Genomic DNA, 21,862 nt, shown 5'->3' on the forward strand with positions numbered 1-21,862 from the left:
TCACCCTAATTTCTAGAACGGGGGCCAGGGGACGGCGGGCCAGCCGTCCTCGCGCGGCTCGGGGTGGACCCCCGTGCGCAACAACCGGGTCAACCGCCGACGGGTGGCGGTCGATTCCCGCGGGGTGAGCAGCTCGGCGATCCGCGGACCCAGCCCTTTGTCCCAGTCGGCGTCCAGCGCCTCCAGCACCTCGACCGCCTCGTCCGGCAGCGGCAGGCCCGCCCAGCCCCACAGGAGCGTGCGGAGCTTGTTCTCCACGGCGAAGCACACGCCGTGGTCGATGCCGTAGACGTCACCGGCGACGGTGGGGAGCAAGTGCCCGCCCTTGCGGTCGGCGTTGTTGATCACGGCGTCGAGGACGGCGATGCGGCGCAGCCGGTCGTCGTCGGAGCGCACGAGCTGCCCGAGATCGACGGTGTCGTCGACCTCGATCCACAGCTGCGCCATCCCCGGCCCCCAGGGCCCGTCGCGCAGCACGGTCGGCGGGACGATGTTCCAGCCGGTCGCCGCCGAGACCTCGTAGGCGCTGACCTCGCGCGCGGCCAGGGTGCCGTCCGGGAAGTCCCAGAGCGGCCGCTCCCCCGCGATCGGCTTGTGCACGCACGCCGTCGTCACCCCGTCGAGGGTCACGGCGCAGTACAGCGTGGCGTTCGAGGCGTCGACGAGCCGGCCGATCACCTCGAGCTCACCGCGGGTCAGCAGGTCGAGCAGTCCGGCCTCGTCCAGGTCCGGCGGATCGAAGGTCGGGATCTCGTCGGCGGACTCGCTCAACGAGTCACCGCCACGGACTTCGTCCTCGCGGGGACCCTTGTCACCTTCTTCGTGACCTCGCTGCGCTCGGTCAACGTCGGTAACCGTTGGCCCGCGGACAGATGTGACCGGCCGGGTCGAGCGGCAGGCCGCAGAACGGGCAGGACGGCCGGCCGGCCGAGACCACGGACTGGGCGCGCCGGGCGAACGCGCGGGCCATCTCGCCGGTGAGGCGGACGCGCAGGACGTCGGGGCCCTCCGGGTTGTCCTCCTCGTCGTCGAGCGCGGGTCCGGTGCCCTCGGGGTCGTCCTCGCCGGGCGCCTGGGCCACGATGACGAGCCGCTCGGCGGCCGGGTCCCAGCCCAGCGCGAGGGTGCCGACGCGGAAGTCCTCCTCGATCGGCCCGTCGAGCGGGTCGAGGTCGTCGACGGCGTCGACCGGCGGCGGCACGGGGACGTCCCCACCACTGACGCGGAGCACCTCGTCGAGCAGTTTGTCGATCTGCTCCGCGAGGAGGGCGACCTGCTGCTTCTCCAGGGCGACGCTGGTGATGCGGCCGCCGCCGCGGGCCTGGAGGAAGAAGGTGCGCGAACCCGGTTCGCCGACCGTCCCGGCGACGAACCGCTCGGGCGGGTCGTAGAAGTAGACCTGGCGTGGCACGTTCCGACCTTACGTCTCGGGCGAATCTCGCAGCTCAGGAGCCGGTGCGGCTCAGGCGCCCGCGCCGCCGCCGACGACGGCGTCGGAGCTGCGGCGCCGGCGGCGCTTGACCTTCGGGGGCTGGTACGCGGACACGTCCCCGCCGACGTCGTTGACGCGGAGCACGAAGGGCCGGGTCTCGGTGTAGCTGATCGCCGTGACCGACCCGGGGTCGACGACGATGCGCTGGAAGTTGTCGAGGTGCATCGCCATCGCGTCGGCGACGATGGCCTTGATCACGTCGCCGTGCGAGCAGGCCACCCAGACCGAGTTCGGGCCGTGCTCGGCCGCGATCCTCGCGTCCCAGTGCCGGATCGCCGCGACGCCGCGGGCCGCCATCGCCGCCATCGACTCACCGTCGGGGCCGGGGAACACCGCCGCGCTCGGGTGGGCCTGCACGACCCGCCACATCGGCTCCTTGACCAGCTCGGAGAGTTTCCGGCCAGTCCAGTCGCCGTAGCGGCACTCGCCGAGGCGCTTCTCGGTGACGCGCTTGCGACCGGTCTTGGCGACCAGCGGCGCGACCGTCTCCTGGCAGCGCTGCAGCGGGCTGGAGACGATCGCGGCGAGCGGCAACTCGCCGAGCCGCAGCGCGAGGGCCTCGGCCTGCTCGCGGCCGCGGTCGTCGAGTCCGACGCCCGGCGTCCACCCGGCGAGGACGCCGGAGGTGTTCGCGGTCGAGCGGCCGTGGCGGACGAGCAGAACGGTGGGCACGCACTCAACCTAGCCAGTCGGAACGGATGACGCTGCGTCAGCTGGCGGTGCCCGACTTCTCCAGCGCCTCCATGGCCGCGCGCAGCAGACCCGCGCCGCCCTGCGGCCCCTGGTGGTACAGGGCCAGGTTGATCGTGGTGACGCCGGCGTCGGCGTACTCCCGGATGCGGTCGGCGATGCGGTCGACCGGGCCGAGCAGCGCGATGCGCTCGAGGAACTCCAGCGGGAGCGCCGCCTCCGCCTCCGCGTAGCGCTTCTCCAGGTACAGCTCCTGGCAACGCGTCGCCTCGGCCTCGTAACCCATCCGGCAGGCGAGGTCGTTGTAGAAGTTCTTCTCCCGCGCGCCCATGCCACCGACGTAGAGCGCGGTCTGGCGCCGCGTCACGTCCGCGCAGGCGGCGACGTCGTCACCGACCACGAACGGGATCGAGGGCGAGACGTCGAAGCCCTCCATCGTCAGACCGGCCTTGGCGCGGCCCTCGGCGATCTGGGCGAGGATCCCCGGCAGCGTCGCGGTGTCGCAGAACAGGCCGAGCCAGCCGTCCGCGATCTCCCCGGTGAGCCGCAGGTTCTGCGGGCCCAGCGAGCCGAGGTAGATCGGGATCCGGTCCCGGACCGGGTGGATGATCAGGTTCAGCGCCTTGCCCAGGCCGTCCGGCAGCGGCAGCGTCCAGTGCTTGCCGGAGTGGACGACCTCCTCCCGGCGCAGCGCCTGGTTCACGATCTCGATGTACTCGCGTGTGCGGCCGATCGGCGCGGTGAACGGGACGCCGTACCAGCCCTCGGACACCTGGGGCCCGGAGACGCCCAGGCCGAGCCGCATCCGCCCGCCGGACAGGGAATCGAGCGTGGCCGCCGTCATCGCGGTCATCGTGGGCTGGCGGGCCGGGATCTGGAACACCGCGGAGCCCAGATCGATGTTCGTGGTGAGCGCGGCGATGTAGCCGAGCACGGTCGCGGCGTCGGACCCGTAGGCCTCCGCGGCCCAGACGACGGAGAAGCCGAGCTCGTCGGCCTCCTTCGCCAGCGCGATGTTGGAGGCGTCGTTGCCCATCCCCCAGTAGCCGAGATTCAGCCCGAGCCGCACGATCGTCCCCATCCTGACCGGCGTGGAACCGGTCGCCTCGCCGCACACTATCCGCGCGCCGTTCGGGGGCTGAACGCCTGTGGCGGTTAGCCTTCCGGGCATGGGACCGGGCATGGAATACCGCCACCTGGGGCGCAGCGGACTCGCCGTCTCCCGGCTGGGTCTCGGAACCATGACGTGGGGTGTCGACACCGACACCGACGAGGCCGCCCAGATCCTCGCCGCGTTCTGTGACGCCGGCGGCACGCTGGTCGACACCGCCGCGGTCTACGGCGACGGCAAGGCCGAGGCGATCCTGGGCGAGCTGCTCGGCGGCACCGTCCCCCGCGAGGACGTGGTCCTCGCCACCAAAGCGGGCATTTCACACCGGAACGGGCACAACCTGCTCGACACGTCCCGCCGGGCACTCCTGGACAGCCTGGACGCCTCGCTGACCCGGCTCGGCACCGACCACGTCGACCTGTGGCAGGTGCACGTCTACTCCAGCGCCACCCCGGCCGCCGAGGTGATGTCGGCCCTGGAGCAGGCCGTCGCCTCCGGACGCGCCCGCTACGTCGGCGTCTCGAACTACGGCGGCTGGCAGCTCGCCCAGGCCGCGACCCTGCAGCAGAACTCGGCGATCGGCGCGCAGATCGTCAGCGACCAGGTCGAGTACTCGCTGCTGAACCGGAACGTCGAGTCCGAAGTGCTCCCGGCCGCCCACGCTCTCGGCGTCGGCGTCCTGGCCTGGTCACCCCTCGGCCGCGGCGTCCTCACCGGGAAGTACCGGACGGGCACCCCGGTGGACTCCCGCGCCGCGTCCTCACGCTTCGGCGGATTCGTCGAGGGCTACCTGAACCCGACCGCCCGCGCGGTCGTGGACGCCGTCGCCACCGCGGCGAGCGGCCTCGGGTGCAGCCCGCTGGAGGTGGCGCTGTCCTGGGTCCGCGACCACGCCGGCGTCACCGCGGCGATCGTCGGCGCCCGGACCCGCAACCAGCTCCAGGCCTCGCTCAACGCCGAGGGCGTGACGCTCCCGGCCGAGATCCGGGCCGCCCTCGACGACGTCTCCGACCCGCGCCGGGCGGCCGGCGCGGGCGTCGAGCAGTAGCTCAGTCCTCGTCGTCGTCGTCCTCGTCGTCCGTCTCGACCGGGGACTCCAGGCGGCACAGCGCCCGTTCCGGGACCGCACCGGCGAACGGGTCGGCCATCCAGTCCGGGTCGTCGTCGCCCGGGTCCGCGTCGTCGGCCGGCACCACCCAGGTCGCGAACCCGTGCGGCTGCAGGCCCATCCGGACCACCACCTCGGGCGTGCCCATCTGGGTGTGGCCGAGCGCGGCGACCAGCGCCGCCAGCCCGACCGCGACGTCGGGCACCGCCTCCCCGACCGCCTGCTCCGCGACCGCCGTGAGCGTGGCCGGGTCGACCACGCTGTAGTCCCAGCGCGCGACCAGGCTCAGCCGCTCGAGGCTGAACACCTCGTCGCCGTCGTCGTCGCCGTCCAGGTCGGGCAGGTCGAACGGGGTGACCTCGTCGTGCTCGGCGTAGAGCGCGACGTCGTAGTCGGCCGCGGCGGCCCGCAACTCCTGGTACGCCTGCTGCACGGCCGGGTCGTGCTCGGACTCCCGGGCCTCGACGGCGGCGAGGTGCGCGTCCACGGCGGCGTGGAGCCGTTCGGCGGCGGCGCGGGCGGACAGGGCGCTGGTGTCGGCGCTGGTGTCGGCGCTGGTGTCGGCGCCGGATTCGGTTTGTGCCATGTGCGCAACCTAGCCGGGTCCGCTCGGCCACAATGGGTCACCAGTGAGGAGGCGTATGACCACGTACGAGTTCCGCACCCTGTACCTGCCCCGGGGCATCTCCCGCTCCGCCGCGCAGCGCATCCTCACCGACGAGGCCGAGTACGGACACTGGGAGTTGGACCGGCTTCGCCTGTTCGCCGACGGGAGCCGGCGCGTCCGTCTCCGCCGCCGCGTCATCCGCGCGGTCCGCACGGCCTGACGTCAGCAGGTGCGGAGGAACCGGTCCAGGACGCGGACGCCGAACTGCAGCCCGTCGATCGGGACCCGCTCGTCGACGCCGTGGAACATGCCGGAGAAGTCGAGGTCGGCCGGGAGCCGGAGCGGGGCGAAGCCGAAGCACCGCATCCCGAGGTCGGAGAACGACTTCGCGTCGGTGCCGCCGGAGAGCGTGTACGGGATCGCGCGGGCCTCAGGGTCCTCGGCCAGCAGCGACGCGACCATCGCGTCGACGAGCGCGCCGTCGAAGGTCGTCTCGAGCGCCTTGTCGTGGTGGAGCATCTCGATCGCGATGTTCTCCCCCACGACCTCCTGGACCTGCTCCAGGAACTCCTCCTCGTAACCGGGGAGGAAGCGGCCGTCGACGACCGCGTGCGCCTCGCCGGGGATGACGTTGGTCTTGTAGCCGGCCGTCAGCATCGTGGGGTTCGCGGTGTTGCGCAGGGTCGCGCCGATCATGCGTGCCATCGAGCCGAGTTGGGCGATCGTGGCGTCCATGTCGTCGGGGTCGAGGGTGATCCCGAACAGGTCCGCGATCTCGTCGAGGAAGGCCTGCATGGTCTTCGTCATGCGGATCGGGAACTGGTGCGCCCCGAGGCGCGCGACCGCCTCGCAGAGGGCCGTGACGGCGTTGTCCTCGGCGATCATCGAGCCGTGGCCGGCGCGGCCGTGCGCGGTCAGGCGCATCCACGCCATGCCCTTCTGCGCGGTCTCGATCGCGTAGAGACGTTTGCCGGCGACGGTCAGGGAGAAGCCTCCGACCTCGCTGATCGCCTCGGTGCAGCCCTCGAACTTGTCGGCGTGGTTGTCGACCAGGTAGCGGGCACCGTAGGTGCCGCCGGCCTCCTCGTCCGCGACGAACGCGAGCACGATGTCGCGCGGCGGGACGGTGCCCTCCCGCATCCACTGCCGGATCACGGCGAGGACCATCGCGTCGGTGTCCTTCATGTCCACCGCGCCGCGGCCCCAGATGCACCCGTCGGCGATCTGGCCGGCGAACGGCGGCAACGTCCACTGGTCCGGGAACGCCGGGACGACGTCGATGTGGCCGTGGATCAGCAGCGCCCCGCGCGACGGGTCCGCCCCCGCGATGCGGGTGACGACACTCGCCCGACCCGGCGCCGACTCGAGGATCTCGGTGTCGAGACCGACCTCGGAGAGCTTCTCCGCGACGTACTCCGCAGCGGCCCGTTCCCCAGGCCCGGAGCCGTCGCCGAAGTTCACCGATTCGATGCGGATGAGGTCCTGGCAGAGGCCGACGACCTCCGCCTGCGCCGCGCTGGTGTCGGCGCCCGGGTCCGGGGTTGCGTTCATGACCACATCCTGCCCCCGAAGGGGGAGGGACGCACTCAGCACCTCTCCCGTCGGTGCTAAGGTTGGCGCGCTTCCGGGGCCGCGATCCGGTCCCCGGAGCGCATGCGCGCGGGTGGCGGAATTGGCAGACGCGCTAGCTTGAGGTGCTAGTGCCCGCAAGGGCATGGGGGTTCAAGTCCCCCCTCGCGCACACGAGGAAGGGCCCCTGACCTGGACCGGGTCGGGGGCCTTTGTCGTGTCGGTGGTCCGCCGCCGGAGTGGCGTCGGAAAGTCCTCGACTCGAACGCCAGTTCGAGTAGTATCGACCCATGCTCCAGGGATCGCTGCTCGACCTCGCGGAGGAGGTGACGGTCGGGCCGCTCGGCGACACGGTCGAACGGGTGCCGCTCTCCGAGGGCGCGTGGATCGACGTCCGGCGCGGCTGGATCGGCGGGGCGGACCTGCTGTTCGAACGGCTGCGGGACGGCGTCGCCTGGCGGGCCGAGCGGCGGCCGATGTACGAGCGGGTCGTCGACGTCCCCCGCCTGCTCTGCCATCTCGGCGAGGGGGCGCCGGCCCCGGACCCCGCCGTCGCCGAGGCGCACGCCGCACTGAACGCGCACTACGGGCCCGAGCTCGGCGAACCGTTCGCGACGATCGGGATGTGTCTGTACCGGGACGGCCGCGACTCGGTCGCCTGGCACGGCGACACGATCGGGCGCAGCCGCACCGAGGACACGATGGTCGCGATCGTCTCCGTCGGCGCCGCGCGGACGCTCTCGCTGCGCCCCAAGGCGGGCGGCCGGACGTTGCGGTACGACCTCGGGCACGGCGACCTGCTCGTCATGGGCGGGTCGTGCCAGCGCACGTGGGACCACGCGGTGCTCAAGACCGCCAAGCCGTGCGGCCCGCGGATCAGCCTGCAGTTCCGGCCCCGCGGCGTGCTCTGACGCACACGGAGGACACGACCTAGGAGACCGGCTGCTCCGGGTTCGGCTGCGGCTGCTCGGGCTGCGGCTGCTCACCCCCGGGCTCGGGCGCCGTGGTGGAGCCGGGGTTCGGCTTCGGCGTCGCCTTCGGGGTCTGGCCCGGGCGGCACAGGATGAGGACGGTGCAGTCGTTCCCGCGACCACCGCCACCGCCGCCGCCACCACCGGGGTTCGGGTTGGTTCCCGGGTCGGAGGGGTCCGGCGTGGGCGTGGGCTTGGGCGTCTTGGCCGGCTTCGGCGTCTTGAGCGGCTTCGGCGTCGCCACCGGCGGCAGGCCCGCCGGGATCGGCGTCACGACGGGCTGCTGAATGACGCGCGGCGAGATGGGGCCGGGCTCGACGCCGCCCTTGCCGACCGTGGTGATGCGGACCTTCTGGTCGCCGATCACCGTCTCGGCCTCACGGTTCGACGGCAGAGCCCACTGGACGAAGACCGAACCGACCGCGATCACGGCGACCAACGAGAGCACGAGGGCTGTCTCGGCCGTCAACGGGCCGACGCGCCGCACCGGTTCGTCGTCGACGACAACCGGTGGCGGGGCGGCTCGGCGCCGTCCGTGCTGCGACATGCGATCAGAATCCCATCCGGGGCGGGCTCCGGCTCCCCCCGTTCGGAGTTTTTGACTTCACGCCCGCCGGGTCAAGCGGGAGCAACCGGGTGATCCCCCCGTGACCTGAACTGTGACCTGGCGCGGAATCTTTGTCGCGCGCGCCCGCCTACGATGATCGCCGTGCGCATCGACGTGGATCCCGAGGCGCCGCACCCCACCTTCTACCGGTTCCTGACGGCCGTCGTGGTGCCCCGGCCCATCGCCTGGGTCTCCACCCGATCGGCGGACGGCGTCGACAACCTGGCCCCGCACTCGTTCTTCACGGTCTCCTGCGTGCAGCCGCCGATCCTTCAGTTCACCTCGGTGGGCCGGAAGGACTCGCTGCGCAACGTGGAGGCCACGCGCGAGTTCGTCATCAACCTCGCACCCGCATCACTCTTCGAGCAGATCAACGCGACCGGGACCGATTTCCCTTCTGACGTCAGCGAATTCGACGCCGTCGGGCTCACGCGCGAGGCGTCGACGAAGGTGACGCCGCCCCGCGTCGCGGAGTCCCCGGTCGCCCTCGAGTGCCGGCTCCACTCCACCGTCGGACTGGGCGACTCGACCGTCGTGTTCGGCCGCGTGGTCCACGCCTCGGTCGACGACTCGGTGCTCGTCGACGGGCACCCCGCCCTCCACCTGCTCGCGCCGCTCAGCCGCCTCGGCCGCAACGAGTGGGGCGACCCGCCGGCCGTCCGCCGGATCGATCGGATCCGGTACGCGGACTGGCCGGACCACTACCGGGCGCCCTGAATTTCCGCAATCGCCCGCCCGTGTCCCGGTTGACACGTGAAGCCCGATCGGATTTAGTCCACCAACTAAGGCGAGGCTAACCAAAGTCGTTGGTCCTCGCGGACCGCCTCACCCCACCCAGACGGTGGCCGATCGCACTCGTGGTCGGCCACTGCCGCTCCGACGGGCGTGTCGGTGCGGGCGGGGNNNNGCCCCCCCCGACGACGGGAGAGGGGGAAATGATCTTGGTCCCCGCATTGCCTTTCCCAGCGGCAGGACGACCACTACGCCGTTGGGGTGTGGCCTCCGTCACGTCGCCCGGCCAGGATCTGCGTGACCGATCAACTACATCGCGTCATACGCCCAGCGTCTGCGCCTCGCACGAAACCTGACGGTGTGCCCGGGCTGTCCGGTACCGAAACCTCCGCGGGTCAATGCGTAGTTGACACCGTTTTGAGGCTCGGCTTAGGTGACGGCTCAGGTAAGGCTTTCCTTACCTGGTCGGGGACGCCCCCTCGACACGACTGTCGGAACGGCCCGGAGACACCCCTGTCTCTTCGGCCGGTGTCGTGTGAAGGGTTCGGATGCTCCCCGCTTCGCTGCGCCCTGCCCGCGTGCAGGTCGGCGCCCCGGTACGAGCCGCGGTGGCGGCCTCGGTCGCGGTCACGTGCCTCGGACTGGCCGCGTGCGGCGCGACCGAGCACCCCTCGACCGCGCTGACCGGCGCGCAGGTCGACCAGTCCGCCGGGGCGTCGGACGGCGGCGCGCGGGCGGGGGACCCGGAGACCACGGGGACGACGAGCGGGACGAGTGAGCGCCGCTGCGTCGGGCCGGCGACAGCGGTCGCGAACGGCACGGTCGCCCCGGTCGCGACGGGCACCACGCCGAATCTGCCCGTCACCTACACCGACAGCCGCGGCAAACAGCTCACGATCACCAGGGCCGAGCGGGTGCTCGCCCTCGACGTGGCCGGCACGATCGCCTCGACCGTCCACGCACTCGGGCTCGGCGACCGTCTCGTCGGCCGCGACGTCTCGACCGGCATCCCGGAACTCGCGGACCGACCGGTCGTCACGCACAACGGCCACGAGCTCAACGCCGAGGCGATCCTCGACCTGGCCCCCGACCTCGTCGTGACCGACTACAGCATCGGCCCGCTCGAGGTGCAGATGCAGATCGAGGAGTCGGGCGTCCCGGTCGTCATCCTGTCGAGCCTGCGCAACCGGTCGACGATCGCGCCGCAGATCCGCGAGGTCGCCGGCGTCTTCGGCCTCCCCGATCTCGGCGATCAGCTCGCGAACCGCGTCGAGGCCGACATCGCCGCCGCCGAGGCGCGCATCGCGGCGCTGGCGCCGGCCGACCCGGCCCAGCGACTGCGGATGGCGTTCCTCTACCTGCGCGGCACCGCCGGCGTGTACAGCTGGCTCGGCAAGGGCTCGGGCGCCGACGACCTGATCACGTCGCTGCGCGGCATCGACGTCGCGAGCGAGCTCGGCATCCCCGGCTCCCGGCCGATCAACGCCGAGGGTCTCGTGAAGTCCGACCCCGACCTGTTCCTGATGATGAGCCACGGTCTGGAGTCGGTCGGTGGAGTGACGGGGCTTCAGAAAGTCCCGGGCATCGCCGACACCGACGCGGGCCGCGCCGGCTGCGTGGTCGACATGGTCGACTACCAGATCCTGAGCTTCGGCCCGCAGTTCCCCGCCACGCTCGACGCCCTCGCCACCGCCGTGTACGAGCAGGCGGCGCCGCGATGACGACCCAGCACCACGTCGGCGCGCACCCCGTGCCCCCGCCGGTAGCCTGGCCGCCACGGCCGGCGACGGTCGAGTCGCACGACTGCCCGGACTGCCGGGCGCGCGCCGCGGTCGCTGCGCCGGCTCCCGCGGTCGCGCCCGAGCCGGCCGTCGCGCCGCGCGCCAAGTCCATCGACCGGGGACGCCCGGCCACCCCGCCGAAGGTCCCCGATCTGCCGCCGACGCACGGCCGTCGCGCCGTCGTCGTGCTCGCCGGCCTCGCCGTCGCGTTGTTCCTCGCCGGCCTGGTCTCGGCCGGGACCGGTCAGCTGCACGTCGCGCCGGACGAGGTCTTCGGCTCGCTCATGCACAAGATGAACATCTCCCTGGGTCCGATGCCCTCGCACCCCAACGGCGACGCGGTGCTGTGGAACATCCGCTTCCCGCGCCTGGTGATGTGCCTGCTCGTGGGGGCGGCGCTGGGGGCCAGCGGCGCGGTCATGCAGGGCGTGTTCAGCAACCCGCTCGCCGAGCCCGCAGTCATCGGCGTCTCGTCGGGCGCGGCCGTCGGCGCCTGCGCCGTCATCGTGTTCGGCTGGACCTTCGCGGGGTCCCTGACGATCGCGGCCGCGGCCTTCCTCACCGCGCTGTTCACGACGCTGCTCGTGTACACGCTCTCGCGCCGCGAGGGCCGCACCGAGGCGGTCACCCTCGTCCTCATGGGCATCGCCGTGCAGGCGGTGTGCAGCGGCCTGATCGCCTACCTGGTCTTCCTCGGCGACACCGCGTCCCGCGAGCAGATCGTGTTCTGGCAGCTCGGCAGCTTCAACGGCAGCCGCTGGCAGCACGTCTACATCGCTGCTCCCTGCATCGCAGTCGGCATCCTCGGCGTGCTGTTCCTGTCGAAGCAGCTCGACCTGCTCGCCCTCGGCGAGCGGCCGGCGCGCCACCTCGGCGTCAACGTCGAGCGGCTGCGCCTCACCTCGATCGTGCTCGTGACGCTCTGCGTCGCGGCGGCGGTCGCCTTCTCCGGAATCATCGCGTTCATCGGCCTCGTCGTCCCGCACCTCGTGCGGATGGCGGTCGGGCCCGGGCACACCGTGCTGGTACCGGCGTCGGCCCTCGGCGGCGCGCTGGTGCTGACGATCGCCGACCTGGTCGCGCGCACGGCGGTCGACTACGCCGACCTGCCCATCGGGATGCTGACGGCGCTCGTCGGCGGCCCGTTCTTCTTCTGGCTCCTCATGCGGGCCCGCGCGAAGGCGGGTGGCTGGGCGTGAAGACCACCACCCTCACCCAGCGCGAGCTCCGGCTCCCCGCCCCGAAGGCCCCCGGCGACATCGTCGCCGAGGCGCGCGACGTGTGCGTCACGCTCGGCGGCGCGGCGATCCTGCGCAACGTCGACCTGCAGATCCGCGCGGGCCGGGTCCTCGCCCTCGTCGGACCCAACGGCGCGGGCAAGTCGACGCTGCTCGGCGCGATCTCCGGCGACCTCGAGCCGACGTCCGGCACGGTCAGCATCGACGGCGCCTCCCCCTCGGCCTGGACGTGGCGCGAGCTGGCGATCCGCCGTGGGGTGCTCATGCAGCGCGTCGACGTCACGTTCCCGTTCGCCGTGACCGAGGTCGTGCGGATGGGCCGCTCCCCCTGGGCCGGCACGCCGGCCGAGGACTGGGACGACGAGGTCGTCGCCGACGCGATGGCCGAGGCCGACGTCACCAAGTTCACCGACCGCGTCTTCAACTCCCTCTCCGGTGGTGAGCGCGCCCGCGCGGCCATGGCCCGGGTGCTCGCCCAGGAGGCCGGCCTGCTGCTGCTCGACGAGCCGACGGCCGCGATGGACATCAAGCACCAGGAGCTCGTGCTCCACCTCGCCCGCGGTCGCGCCCGGCGCGGCGACGCGGTCGTGGTCGTCATGCACGACCTCGCGCTCGCGGCCGCCTACGCCGACGAGATCGCGGTCATGTCGCGCGGGCAGATCGCCGCCGTCGGCCACCCGGTCACCGTGCTCACCCCCGAGCTGCTGACCCGCGTCTACGAACACCCGATCGAGGTCCTGCGCCACCCCCGTACCGGCGCGGTCGTCGTCCTGCCCCGACGGGACTTCTCGGTCGTCCCCACTGCCCCATCGCAAAGGAGTTACTGATGCGCCGTCAGATTGCTGCCGCGCTGCTCGCCTGCGGTCTGGCCGGTGTGGCGCTCCCCGCCGCCGCCGTCCCGACCGGTCAGGGCACGGGCAACCCCACCCTCTCCGCGTCGCCGTCGACCGGGCTCGCCGCCTCGGGCAAGACGACGATCCAGGTCCGCGGCATCGACTACCTCGTCCCGCCGTCGGCCGAAGGTGTTCCCGTCGAGGGCGGTATCTACGTCTTCTTCGGCTGGGTCGACACCGCGAAGAAGTGGGGACCGAGCGGCCGCAACATCAACAACACCGACGGCAACTTCGGGACGACCTACCTCTACCCCGGTGCCGGCGGCAGTGCGGACAGCCGCGACAACGGCAACGGCACGGTCTTCGTCTCGTTCAGCGCCTCGGGCGAGTCCGGCGACGCCACCGGCTTCCACATGGACCGCAACGGCAACTGGTCGGTCCCGATCGAGGTGCCGGGTGCCGTCTTCACCACCGAACTGCCGGGCGGTGCCGGGACCAAGACCACCGACTGCCGGCAGGTCACCTGCGGCGTCTTCACCTTCGGCGCGCACGGCAAGGCCAGCGCCACCAACGAGAAGTTCACCCCGCTGAGCTTCGCGGGCGGCTCCACCGGCGGCTCGACCGGCGGCGTCACCGCGACGCCGAAGCCCAGCAGCACCCCGAACATCACCACCACCGTGGCCCCGACGCCGCCGAGCGCGACGCCGAAGGCCACCACCTCCGGGTACGACGCGAACGGCGCCCCGACGCGGCTTCCCCAAACCGGAATCGCCGAGGACTCCCCCGTCACGGTCGCCCCCGCCCCGCTCGACGGCAGCACCGTTGCCGTCGGCGTGAGCGCCGCGAGCGACTCGGGCGGCGGGGGCCTCGCCATGTTCGGCGTGGCCGCCCTGGTCGCGCTGGTCGTCGCACTCACGGCATCCCTGTTCTGGCGCTACGGCGTCCGGGACTAGCCCGTCGGTCGACGGCAGTACCACTTGTAACACGCAGCACCACAACCAAAGGAGGAGCTGACCACATGACGGTCACTCAGCTGAAAGAACGCGGGCGACCACGCCTGCGCGCGCTGGCGGCCGCCGCCGCGGGGGCCCTGGCCCTCACGGGCATCGGCGTCGTCAACGCGTCGACCGCGAACGCCGAGGTGCTCAACGCCACCGGTGGTTCCCTGCAGTGGGGTATCAAGACCAGCCTCCTGAGCTACCACTTCGCCCTGCACTCCGGCACCACGCAGGGCGTCGTCGCGGGCGACGGAGCGACCGCGAGCACGGAGACGCGCGGGTCGGGTGCGGAGACGTACCCGCTGTACTGGAACTTCCCGTTCGTCAGCGGCAGCTACGACTCGACCACCCAGAAGTACACCGCGCAGTACGGCGGGTCCGTGACGCTGACCGAGAGCAACCCGGCGGCGAGCACCGGCCCGGGGAGCGCCAGCCCCTTCAAGAACTTCAAGGTGGCCAACCCGAAGGTCGTCATCGACCTGGCGAACAACACCAAGTCGCTGGTCCTCGACGTGGACGGCGGTGACGACGGTGACCCGGCGACCCCGGTCGACCCGCTGCTGACCGGCGTCGACTTCGGCACGTTCCCGAACCTCACCACCGCGGTCGCCCCGACCGGTGGCGCCATCTCGTACACGAACGTGGCGGCGGCCCTGACCGCGGCCGGCTCCGACGCCTTCGGCGGGTTCTACGGTGCGGGCACCGAGATCGACCCGGTGTCGTTCTCGCTCACCGGCCTCGCCGGCGGTGGCGGCGAAACCCCCGAGCCGACCCCGACCCCGACCCCGGAGGCCCCGGGTGACGGCGAGCAGCGGATCACGTTCTCGGTGCCGGAGGCGGCCGAGGAGTGCGCCGGTGAGATCGCGTGGGCGATCAGCTCGGGCGAGGACGGCCTGGTCACCATGTCCGAGGCGGCCCTCAACGGCGACCACCTGGTCTCGACGGGCGCGATCGACCCGATCACGATCTCGGACAGCCGGACCGGCGACGGCCAGGAGTGCTACCCCTCCTTCGGAGTCTCGGGCCAGGTGACCGACTTCGCCGGTCCCAACGGGGCCTCGATCCCTGGTGCGAACCTGGGGTGGGCGCCGAACAGCTCCGCCGGCTTCATCGTCGCGGGCAGTTCGGTGGCCTCCGGCTACAACGGCGCGGGCCCCGGCCTGTCCCAGCCGTCGACCCTGGCGACCGTCGAGGGCGGCCAGCCCGGCACCGGTGACGCGGGTGCCGACCTGGAGCTCAAGGCACCGGTCGAGGCCGAGCCCGGCGAGTACGAGGCGACTCTGACCCTCACCGGCCTCACCTGATCGACCGATCCGACCGACTGGTCTGACGATCAGTCAGTTGCACCTCACATCGTGGGGCGGTGGGTCCGAATGGAGCGCGGACCCACTGCCCCCCGATCCCCCACCGACCGACCGGGCCGGCCTTTTGCGGCCCAGAAGGCAGCGTCAGACATGAAAACCCATCAGAAGCGTGAGGCCAGACACGGCCTGCGCCGGGTCACCGCGGTGACCGGCGCCGCCGCCCTGGCCGCCGCCACGCTCGTCGTCGGGGCCACCCAGGCCACGGCGGCGGAGCAGACGATCACCGGCGCCTCGTTCACCTGGGGCCTGACCGACTACATCCAGTACACCGGCACCGGTGCGCCCGGCACCTGCCACTACCTGTCCGCCGGTTCGCTCGACGGGACCAGCGGCGCCAACACCCAGAGCTCTTACAAGGCCGTCGACGGCAACGTCACGATCAAGCTGGGTGACGGCGACCCGACCTGGGCCACCAAGTGCAGCGGCTTCGGGAACTTCACCGGCGGCCAGACGGCCACCGGCAGCCCGGCCAACCAGCGGGTCGTCTGGAGCGGCGGCACCGGGACCCGGGACTCGTCCACGGGCGAGGCCACCATCACCTTCCCCGGCACGCTGTCGGTGAAGTTCAGCGGCGCGCCGTTCCGCATCGTCGACCCGGTCCTGACCATCGACAGCGCGGGCACCGGCACCCTGAAGGCAACCATCAAGGCCGGGGCCGACCCGCTGGCCACGGTCGACACGCCGGGCGTCACCGTCGCCGAGCTGACCGGGCTCAACACCGGGAGCACGGCGGAGTTCACCACGACGCCGACCTTCGCCGGCCGCACGATCACCGTGGGCGCCAACACGGTCCCGACCGAGGCGGTCCAGACCGCCTACGACGCACTCGGTGCCGACCGGTGGGGCGCCTGGCCGGAGTCGTTCGTCAACGCGGCGAACACCGGCAGCGTCAACGCGGGCGGCCGGTTCTACAACTCCGGCACGACGACGACCGGTGACGGCTTCAAGTACCCGCTGCCGATCACCGTCAACTACGGCACCGTGACCGGCGGCGAGACGCCGGGGGACGGCCAGACCATCACGGTCACGGTGCCGGAGGCTCCGGAGGAGTGCGCGGGTGAGGTCGTCTGGGCGCTGAAGAACGGCACCGACGGTGACGTCGCGCTGACCCCGGGCACCGCGGGTGCGGACCACCTGCCGTTCACGGGCGCGCTCGACCCGATCACCTTCACCGACGGTCGGACCGGCGACGGGGCGGCCTGCTACCCGTCCTTCGGGGTCTCCGGCCAGGTGAGCGACTTCACCGGGCCCGAGGGCGCCACGATCTCCGGCGCGAACCTCGGCTGGACGCCGAACGTCACCGGCGCGGGCCTGACGGCCGGCGCTCCGGTCGCGTCCGGAATCGGCGGCGGTTCCGGTCTCTCGCAGCCCGCGACGCTCGCGACCACGACGGCCGGCAGCACCGGTTCCGGTGACGCCGGGGCGGACCTGGAGCTCAAGGCTCCGCTCGATGCCGACGCCGGTGATTACGAGGGCACCTTGACCCTCACCGCTCTGACCTGACGTCAGGCACCGCCAGTCGCTGCCGCCAATTCCGACAGGGCGGCAGATGCAAAGAGGGCGGGGTCCGGATGGAGCCCGGACCCCGCCCCAGAGCACCACCGAGACCCCTTACGAGTTCCAGCAGCCCCACCAATGTAACCGGCCACCACGGCCAGATCCGGCCGTCTCGCAGTTGCGGCCGGTCGAGAGGAGCAACGTCGATGAGTCGCCAGGCCACTGTCAGTACCGCGGGCACAGCCGCTCGCCCCACCGGCCGACGCCGCCCATCCGGGCTTCTCGCCGCCGCGGTCGTCGCCACGCTCGGCGGCGCGCTGGCCCTCGGGCCGAGCGCCGTCGCCGCCGACAACCCCACGCCCGGCACGATCGGCGGGGCCCCGTCGGCCGAGTCCCAGGAGGAGAACACCCTCACCTGGTCGGTCCGCCCGACCCCGCGGGAGGAGGGCGACAACCGCCCGAACTACCTGCTGGACGTGAAGGCGGGCGACGTGGTGAAGGACGCCATCCGCGTCCGCAACTTCGGCAAGACCGAACTCCCGCTCACGATCTACGCCAGCGACGCCATCACCACGTCGACCGGCGCCATCGACCTGCTCCCGGCCGGCGAGACGCCGCGCGACGTCGGGGCCTGGATCGAGCTCGAGCGCTCCGAGCTCCGCATCGCCCCCGGCGAGCACGTGGACGTGCCGTTCACCATGACCGTGCCGAGCAACGCCGAGTCCGGGGACCACACCGGCGGCATCGTCACCTCCTACATCGCACCCGGTCAGGACGACGACGGGCAGCCGGTCAAGCTCGACCGCCGGCTCGGCAGCCGCGTCCAGGTCCGCGTCGACGGCGAGCTCCGGCCCGGCCTGAGCATCACCGACTTCCGGACCTCCTACGACGGCACCGCGAACCCGGCCGGCAAGGGCGACATGACCGTCACGTACACGGTCACCAACACCGGCAACGTGCGCATGTCCGCGCTGCAGACGTTCAAGGTCGCCGGCCCGTTCGGCCTGTCCGGCAAGACCGCGGACCTCAACCCGATGCCCGAGCTGCTCCCGGGCAACTCGCTGACGATGTCCAGCACGCTCTCGGGCGTCTGGCCGATCCTGCGCAACAGCGCCGACCTCGAGGTCCGGCCCGTGCCGACCCGCCCCGGTGACAACTTCCCGGCGCTGAAGTCGGCCAAGGCCTCGTCGGGTCAGTGGACCGTTCCGTGGACGCTCGTGTTCCTCCTCCTGCTCGGCGCCGCCGGCACCAGCGGCACGATCCTCGCCCGGCGTGAGCTCAAGCGCCGCGAGGCCGCCCGCGTCGACGAGGCCGTCCAGGCCACCCTGGCCGCGCACGGTGTGACGGAGGGTCAGTCGTGACCCCGAGATCGAGGGTCGCGCTCGCCATCGCGGTCGCGACCGGGACCCTGGGCAGCACCCTGATCACCGCGGGCGCGTTCGCGTACTCCACGACGCCCGCTCTCCCGGCCGCGGCCCAGTGCCCGGCGGGGACGGTGCTCTTCCGCACCGCTCCCCCGGCTCCGGCGCCCACCCCCAGCCCGAGCCCCACCCCGGTGCAGGTGCCGCAGTACCAGGCGCCGCAGTACCAGCCCACGCCGCAGTACCCGCAGTACCAACCGCAGCCGCAGTACCAGGTCCCCCAGTACCAGGCCCCGCAGTACCAGGGTCCGCAGTACCAGGCGCCGCAGCCGCAGTACTACTCGGCCCCGCAGCCGCAGGCCCCGCAGTCGTACGTCCCGCCGGCGAGCACGACGGGGGCGAGCGCGGCGTACATCGCGCAGTCGACGCTCTCGAACGTCGAGGGGTCGACGATGGCGGAGACGCCGGTGGACCCGGCGACCGCGGCGGCGACGACCGACGTCACCGACCCGTACGCGAGTGCCTCGATCGACCCGGACGCGTTCATCTGCGTCGTCCCGGGATACGGATCCGCACCCGCACCGACGGCGCCCAGCACCCCGACGACACCGGTGGACCCGGCCATGCCGGCGGACCCGGCGGCCGCGCCCACCGCGGAACCGACCCCGGCCGCGGAACCGACGCCCACCCCGACGCCGGCCGTGGTCGACCCGGGCATCACCGGGCCGGCGCCCGGCATGATCCCGACCAGCCCGGCCCAGCCCGAGACCCCGGTGGTCCCGGCCGACTCCGACCAGGAGCCGCCGGCCGCGGAGGAGCCCGCCGAGGACAAGCCCTCGACGGGCCAGGGTCCGAACGACGGCGGTGAGCGTCCGAGCACCCCGCAGAAGGGTGACAACGACTCCGGCAAGGGCAAGCGGATCACGCGCGACGAGGTGATCGGACGGGCCGTCAGCTGGGTGCTGCAGCAGGTGCCCTACAGCCAGACCTCGTGGTGGACCGACTCCAACGGCACCTACCGCCAGGACTGCTCGGGTTACGTCTCCATGGCGTGGAACCTGAACCAGCGCATCAACTACTGGACCGGCAACCTCGCCTCGGTCTCGCACCGGATCGCGACGAAGTCGCTCAAGCCCGGCGACATCCTGCTGCTGCCGCGCTCGCACGTCGTGATCTTCGCGGGCTGGGCGAACTCGGCGAAGACGAAGTTCCACCTCTACGAGGAGTACTCGCGCGGCAAGCCGGCGCGTTACCTCACCGGCGCCGACCTCAGCTACTACCTGAACCGGGGCTACGGCGCCTACCGCTACGACAAGATCGCCGACGTCCAGCGCGGCAAGCCCGGTCCGCAGTCGACGGTCTACAACAACGCGATGCACACGACGGGCACCGTCGTCGACCCGGTTCTCGACGCGGCGCTCGACCCCGCGCTCGACCCGACGGCCGACCTGAACGACGGCATGGTCGACATCGCGGCCCAGGTGCCCGGCCAGGAGTGGACGCCCGCGGCGGCCGCCGAGGCCGAGTCCGAGGCGGAGCGCACCGCTCCCCCGGCGCACGACGAACAGATCACGCCGGACCCGGTGCCGAACCTGCCGGTGACGACGCTGATCGACGTGCAGCTCGCGACCGACATGCGGGCGCTGGCGCCGGACGAGCTGCCGTCGGTGAAGAGCGCCTCCGGGATGGTGCTGCTCGCGGCGGGCGTGGCGCTGTTCTTCCTCGGCTTCCCGCTCGCGGCGGCCGCGAGAGCCGGCGTCTTCCTGCCCGGCGTGCCGATGCGGCGGGAGGACCTGGCATGAGTGAGCAACCGCTGCGCACCCGGCGGTCGCGGCTCGGCCGGGTGACGGCCGGCATCACGCTGGCGATCGCGGTCGTCACCGCCGGCGTCGTCGGGTTCTCGGCCAACCGCGCCGACGCCGACCCCAACGGTGAACTGAAGTACCCCGCCGGGGCAACCGCGACGCGGTTCACCGGGCAGGCGTTCGACACGTGCGCCGCGCCGTCGGTGTCGACGATGCGGGCCTGGCTCGACTCGCCGTACCGCGCGATCGGCATCTACATCAGCGGGAAGCTGCGCGCGTGCCGGCAACCCAACCTGACGGCCTCGTGGGTCCGCGAGGTCTCGGCGATGGGGTGGAAGCTCATCCCCATCGACGTCGGTCGGCAGGCGCCGTGCACGAAGTTCTCACTGCGCATCAGTTCGAACAGCAGCGAGGCCCGGCAGCAGGGCATCGCCGCCGGCCGCTCCGCCGTCAGTGCGGCGCGCGCGCTCGGGATCCTCCCCGGCAGCGCGCTGTACTCGGACATCGAGAACTACGACAGTCGCGACAAGATCTGCTCCGGCGACGTCCACGCCTACCTCAACGGGTGGACGCGCGCGCTGCACTCGGCCGGGTACCTGTCCGGCGTCTACGGGAACCTGCAGCCGCTGGTCGACGACCTCGTCGACGCCCAGCGGACGGCGAACTCCGGCAAGGGACGCGAGGGCACGATCCGACCGGACATGCTCTGGAACGCGGAATGGGACCGCACGCCCAAGCTGACCGGCTGGAGCGGCGTCGAGTCCCACCTGTGGGCGGCGCAGCAGCGGATAAAGCAGTACCGCGGCGACCACCGCGCCACCTACGGCGGCGTTCCGCTGACGATCGACAGCAACGTCGTCGACGCCGCCGTGGCCACGGTGGCCTACTCGGTGGCGACCCCCACAGGCGTCGACCTGGTTAGCAAGGTGGCGCCGTCGGAGGCCGCAGCGGGTCGCAGTCCCGGCGCGCGCCTCGACCTCGTCTGCGTCACGCACTCCGCGATCTCCAGCCTGGGGGCGTGGTACCAGACCGCCGACGCGACCTGGATCCCCAAGGCGGCGCTGGACGGCAATTCGACGGTGGCGCGCTTCGCGGACCGGATCCCGACCTGCGCGACGCCGTACCAGGTGGGGCCGGGCCTGAAGCCGCTGCGCAGCGCGCCGACGGAGACCGCCGACTCGCCGGGCACCCTGGCCGGCGGGACGGTCGCGTGGATCGTCTGCGAGCAGCCCGGCTCCGTCGGCGGCGCGCCCGGGTTCTGGCAGCGGCTGGAGACCGGGCAGTGGGTCAGCGGTGTCGACCTGCTCCGGTCCTCGGACCGGGCCGACTCCCCGGCGATCCCGGCGTGCCCCTTTTCGGCAGGCCTCACGTGAGCAGCCGGTACCGGCAGCAGCCCGGCCGGACGGCCGCGCTGCTTCTGCTCGCGGTGACGTTCTGCGTCACCGCGCTGTTCGCCGGCGGCGCGTTCGACTCCGAGGTCGATCTCTCCGAGGGCAGCACGGCGATCCTCAGCCCCGAGGAGGCGGCCGCCCAGGCCGCCGCCGACGACGACGGGGGTAACACCGCGCTGCTCGCGTTGCTCGGGTTGCTCCTGCTCGTCGGCGGCGTTCTCCTGCTCCAGTTCGCGCTGCCGAGCCGACGCGAACGCCGGCGCCTCGCCCGCGAGACCCGCACGGGAGCTCCGGAGCCACCTCCGGTGGTGGCCGGCCCGGAACCCGTCGGCGTCCGCCGCCGGATGCCGTACGCCGACTCCGACCCGACGCTCGTCCTCACCCCGATCGCACCTCCACCGGCGCCGGCACCGCCGCTGTGCCGGTGCGGCGCTCCCATCCACGAGCCCCTGGTGCTGATCGACCCGGCGTGTCCCCCGGCGCCCCCACCCGCCCCCACCCCGACTCCGGAGCCGGTGCCGGCTCCGGTGGCAGTTCCCGTTCCCGTCTCAGTTCCCGTTGCAGTTCCCGTCTCAGAGAACCCGGTCCCCGTTCCGACAACCCCACCAACACCCGCACCCGCCCTGCGGCGAGTCGGGGCGCGGATCGGGCACACGGCATCCGTCCGGATGAGTGCCGTTGCCCCAGTTTCGACCCCTCGTTAGCGT

21 protein-coding genes and 1 tRNA gene are annotated in these 21,862 nt (G+C 72.3%); 15 read left to right on the top strand and 7 right to left on the bottom strand.

What is annotated here, in order from left to right:
* Positions 1-12 precede the first annotated feature (12 nt).
* The 4 genes from ABD401_RS13760 to ABD401_RS13775 all read right to left on the bottom strand — a co-directional run bounded on the left by ABD401_RS13760 (position 13) and on the right by ABD401_RS13775 (position 3,251).
* Complete coding sequence (locus ABD401_RS13760) at positions 13-771, bottom strand: SCO1664 family protein (RefSeq protein WP_344605625.1); 759 nt, start codon at positions 769-771, stop codon at positions 13-15.
* Positions 772-841: 70 nt separating this feature from the next.
* Positions 842-1,411, bottom strand: a complete 570-nt coding sequence (locus ABD401_RS13765) for a DUF3090 domain-containing protein (RefSeq protein ID WP_344605627.1) — start codon at positions 1,409-1,411, stop codon at positions 842-844.
* Positions 1,412-1,462: 51 nt separating this feature from the next.
* Positions 1,463-2,164 carry a histidine phosphatase family protein gene (locus ABD401_RS13770; RefSeq protein ID WP_344605629.1) on the bottom strand — a complete coding sequence of 234 codons (702 nt, stop codon included), beginning with the start codon at positions 2,162-2,164 and terminating at the stop codon, positions 1,463-1,465.
* Between the two features lie 37 nt (positions 2,165-2,201).
* On the bottom strand, positions 2,202-3,251 hold the full coding sequence (locus tag ABD401_RS13775; protein WP_344605782.1) for an LLM class F420-dependent oxidoreductase: 1,050 nt from the start codon (positions 3,249-3,251) through the stop codon (positions 2,202-2,204).
* 112 nt (positions 3,252-3,363) lie between these two features.
* Between ABD401_RS13775 and ABD401_RS13780 the strand changes: the two genes are divergently transcribed.
* Positions 3,364-4,341 carry an aldo/keto reductase gene (locus ABD401_RS13780; protein ID WP_344605784.1) on the top strand — a complete coding sequence of 326 codons (978 nt, stop codon included), beginning with the start codon at positions 3,364-3,366 and terminating at the stop codon, positions 4,339-4,341.
* Position 4,342: 1 nt separating this feature from the next.
* On the opposite strand, the gene ABD401_RS13785 is transcribed toward ABD401_RS13780, so the two are convergent.
* Positions 4,343-4,987, bottom strand: coding sequence for a hypothetical protein (locus ABD401_RS13785; protein WP_344605631.1), 645 nt, complete (start codon positions 4,985-4,987; stop codon positions 4,343-4,345).
* A gap of 55 nt (positions 4,988-5,042) precedes the next feature.
* On the opposite strand from ABD401_RS13785, the gene ABD401_RS13790 reads away from it, so the two are divergent.
* On the top strand, positions 5,043-5,228 hold the full coding sequence (locus tag ABD401_RS13790) for a DUF5703 family protein (RefSeq protein WP_019877258.1): 186 nt from the start codon (positions 5,043-5,045) through the stop codon (positions 5,226-5,228).
* A 2-nt stretch (positions 5,229-5,230) separates the two neighbouring features.
* Here the strand turns inward: ABD401_RS13790 and ABD401_RS13795 are convergent, their stop codons facing one another.
* The gene (locus ABD401_RS13795; RefSeq protein WP_344605635.1) at positions 5,231-6,559 is read right to left on the bottom strand and encodes a M20/M25/M40 family metallo-hydrolase; all 1,329 of its coding nucleotides are present in this window, start codon (positions 6,557-6,559) and stop codon (positions 5,231-5,233) included.
* A gap of 106 nt (positions 6,560-6,665) precedes the next feature.
* Between ABD401_RS13795 and ABD401_RS13800 the strand changes: the two genes are divergently transcribed.
* Positions 6,666-6,749, top strand: a tRNA-Leu gene (locus ABD401_RS13800).
* A 118-nt stretch (positions 6,750-6,867) separates the two neighbouring features.
* Complete coding sequence (locus ABD401_RS13805) at positions 6,868-7,488, top strand: alpha-ketoglutarate-dependent dioxygenase AlkB (RefSeq protein WP_344605637.1); 621 nt, start codon at positions 6,868-6,870, stop codon at positions 7,486-7,488.
* Between the two features lie 19 nt (positions 7,489-7,507).
* Here ABD401_RS13805 and ABD401_RS13810 read toward each other — a convergent pair whose 3' ends face one another.
* Positions 7,508-8,095 (bottom strand): hypothetical protein, encoded by a 588-nt coding sequence (locus ABD401_RS13810; protein WP_344605639.1) that lies wholly within the window; start codon positions 8,093-8,095, stop codon positions 7,508-7,510.
* Between the two features lie 162 nt (positions 8,096-8,257).
* Between ABD401_RS13810 and ABD401_RS13815 the strand changes: the two genes are divergently transcribed.
* The 11 genes from ABD401_RS13815 to ABD401_RS13865 all read left to right on the top strand — a co-directional run bounded on the left by ABD401_RS13815 (position 8,258) and on the right by ABD401_RS13865 (position 21,859).
* Positions 8,258-8,872: a flavin reductase family protein gene (locus ABD401_RS13815; protein ID WP_425566145.1), complete on the top strand. Its 615-nt coding sequence runs from the start codon at positions 8,258-8,260 to the stop codon at positions 8,870-8,872.
* A 563-nt stretch (positions 8,873-9,435) separates the two neighbouring features.
* Positions 9,436-10,608 carry a heme/hemin ABC transporter substrate-binding protein gene (locus ABD401_RS13820; RefSeq protein WP_344605643.1) on the top strand — a complete coding sequence of 391 codons (1,173 nt, stop codon included), beginning with the start codon at positions 9,436-9,438 and terminating at the stop codon, positions 10,606-10,608.
* On the top strand, positions 10,605-11,867 hold the full coding sequence (locus ABD401_RS13825) for a FecCD family ABC transporter permease (RefSeq protein ID WP_344605645.1): 1,263 nt from the start codon (positions 10,605-10,607) through the stop codon (positions 11,865-11,867). Before ABD401_RS13820 ends, ABD401_RS13825 begins: the two co-directional genes overlap by 4 nt.
* A complete protein-coding gene (locus tag ABD401_RS13830) occupies positions 11,864-12,733 on the top strand; it encodes a heme ABC transporter ATP-binding protein (protein ID WP_344605647.1) in 870 nt (289 codons plus the stop codon). The genes ABD401_RS13825 and ABD401_RS13830 overlap by 4 nt, the downstream gene beginning before the upstream one ends.
* Complete coding sequence (locus ABD401_RS13835; protein WP_344605649.1) at positions 12,733-13,692, top strand: hypothetical protein; 960 nt, start codon at positions 12,733-12,735, stop codon at positions 13,690-13,692. The genes ABD401_RS13830 and ABD401_RS13835 overlap by 1 nt, the downstream gene beginning before the upstream one ends.
* Positions 13,693-13,757: 65 nt before the next feature.
* Positions 13,758-15,041, top strand: coding sequence for an HtaA domain-containing protein (locus tag ABD401_RS13840; RefSeq protein WP_344605651.1), 1,284 nt, complete (start codon positions 13,758-13,760; stop codon positions 15,039-15,041).
* A 150-nt stretch (positions 15,042-15,191) separates the two neighbouring features.
* Positions 15,192-16,604, top strand: a complete 1,413-nt coding sequence (locus tag ABD401_RS13845) for a hypothetical protein (RefSeq protein ID WP_344605653.1) — start codon at positions 15,192-15,194, stop codon at positions 16,602-16,604.
* Between the two features lie 200 nt (positions 16,605-16,804).
* A complete protein-coding gene (locus ABD401_RS13850) occupies positions 16,805-17,959 on the top strand; it encodes a WxL protein peptidoglycan domain-containing protein (protein WP_344605655.1) in 1,155 nt (384 codons plus the stop codon).
* Positions 17,956-19,761, top strand: coding sequence for a hypothetical protein (locus tag ABD401_RS13855; RefSeq protein WP_344605657.1), 1,806 nt, complete (start codon positions 17,956-17,958; stop codon positions 19,759-19,761). Before ABD401_RS13850 ends, ABD401_RS13855 begins: the two co-directional genes overlap by 4 nt.
* Positions 19,758-21,137, top strand: a complete 1,380-nt coding sequence (locus ABD401_RS13860; protein ID WP_344605659.1) for a DUF1906 domain-containing protein — start codon at positions 19,758-19,760, stop codon at positions 21,135-21,137. The genes ABD401_RS13855 and ABD401_RS13860 overlap by 4 nt, the downstream gene beginning before the upstream one ends.
* Positions 21,134-21,859, top strand: coding sequence for a hypothetical protein (locus ABD401_RS13865; RefSeq protein WP_344605661.1), 726 nt, complete (start codon positions 21,134-21,136; stop codon positions 21,857-21,859). Before ABD401_RS13860 ends, ABD401_RS13865 begins: the two co-directional genes overlap by 4 nt.
* Positions 21,860-21,862 lie beyond the last annotated feature (3 nt).

Origin of the sequence: Sporichthya brevicatena, assembly GCF_039525035.1 — a bacterium.
Taxonomy (GTDB): Bacteria; Actinomycetota; Actinomycetes; order Sporichthyales; family Sporichthyaceae; genus Sporichthya; species Sporichthya brevicatena.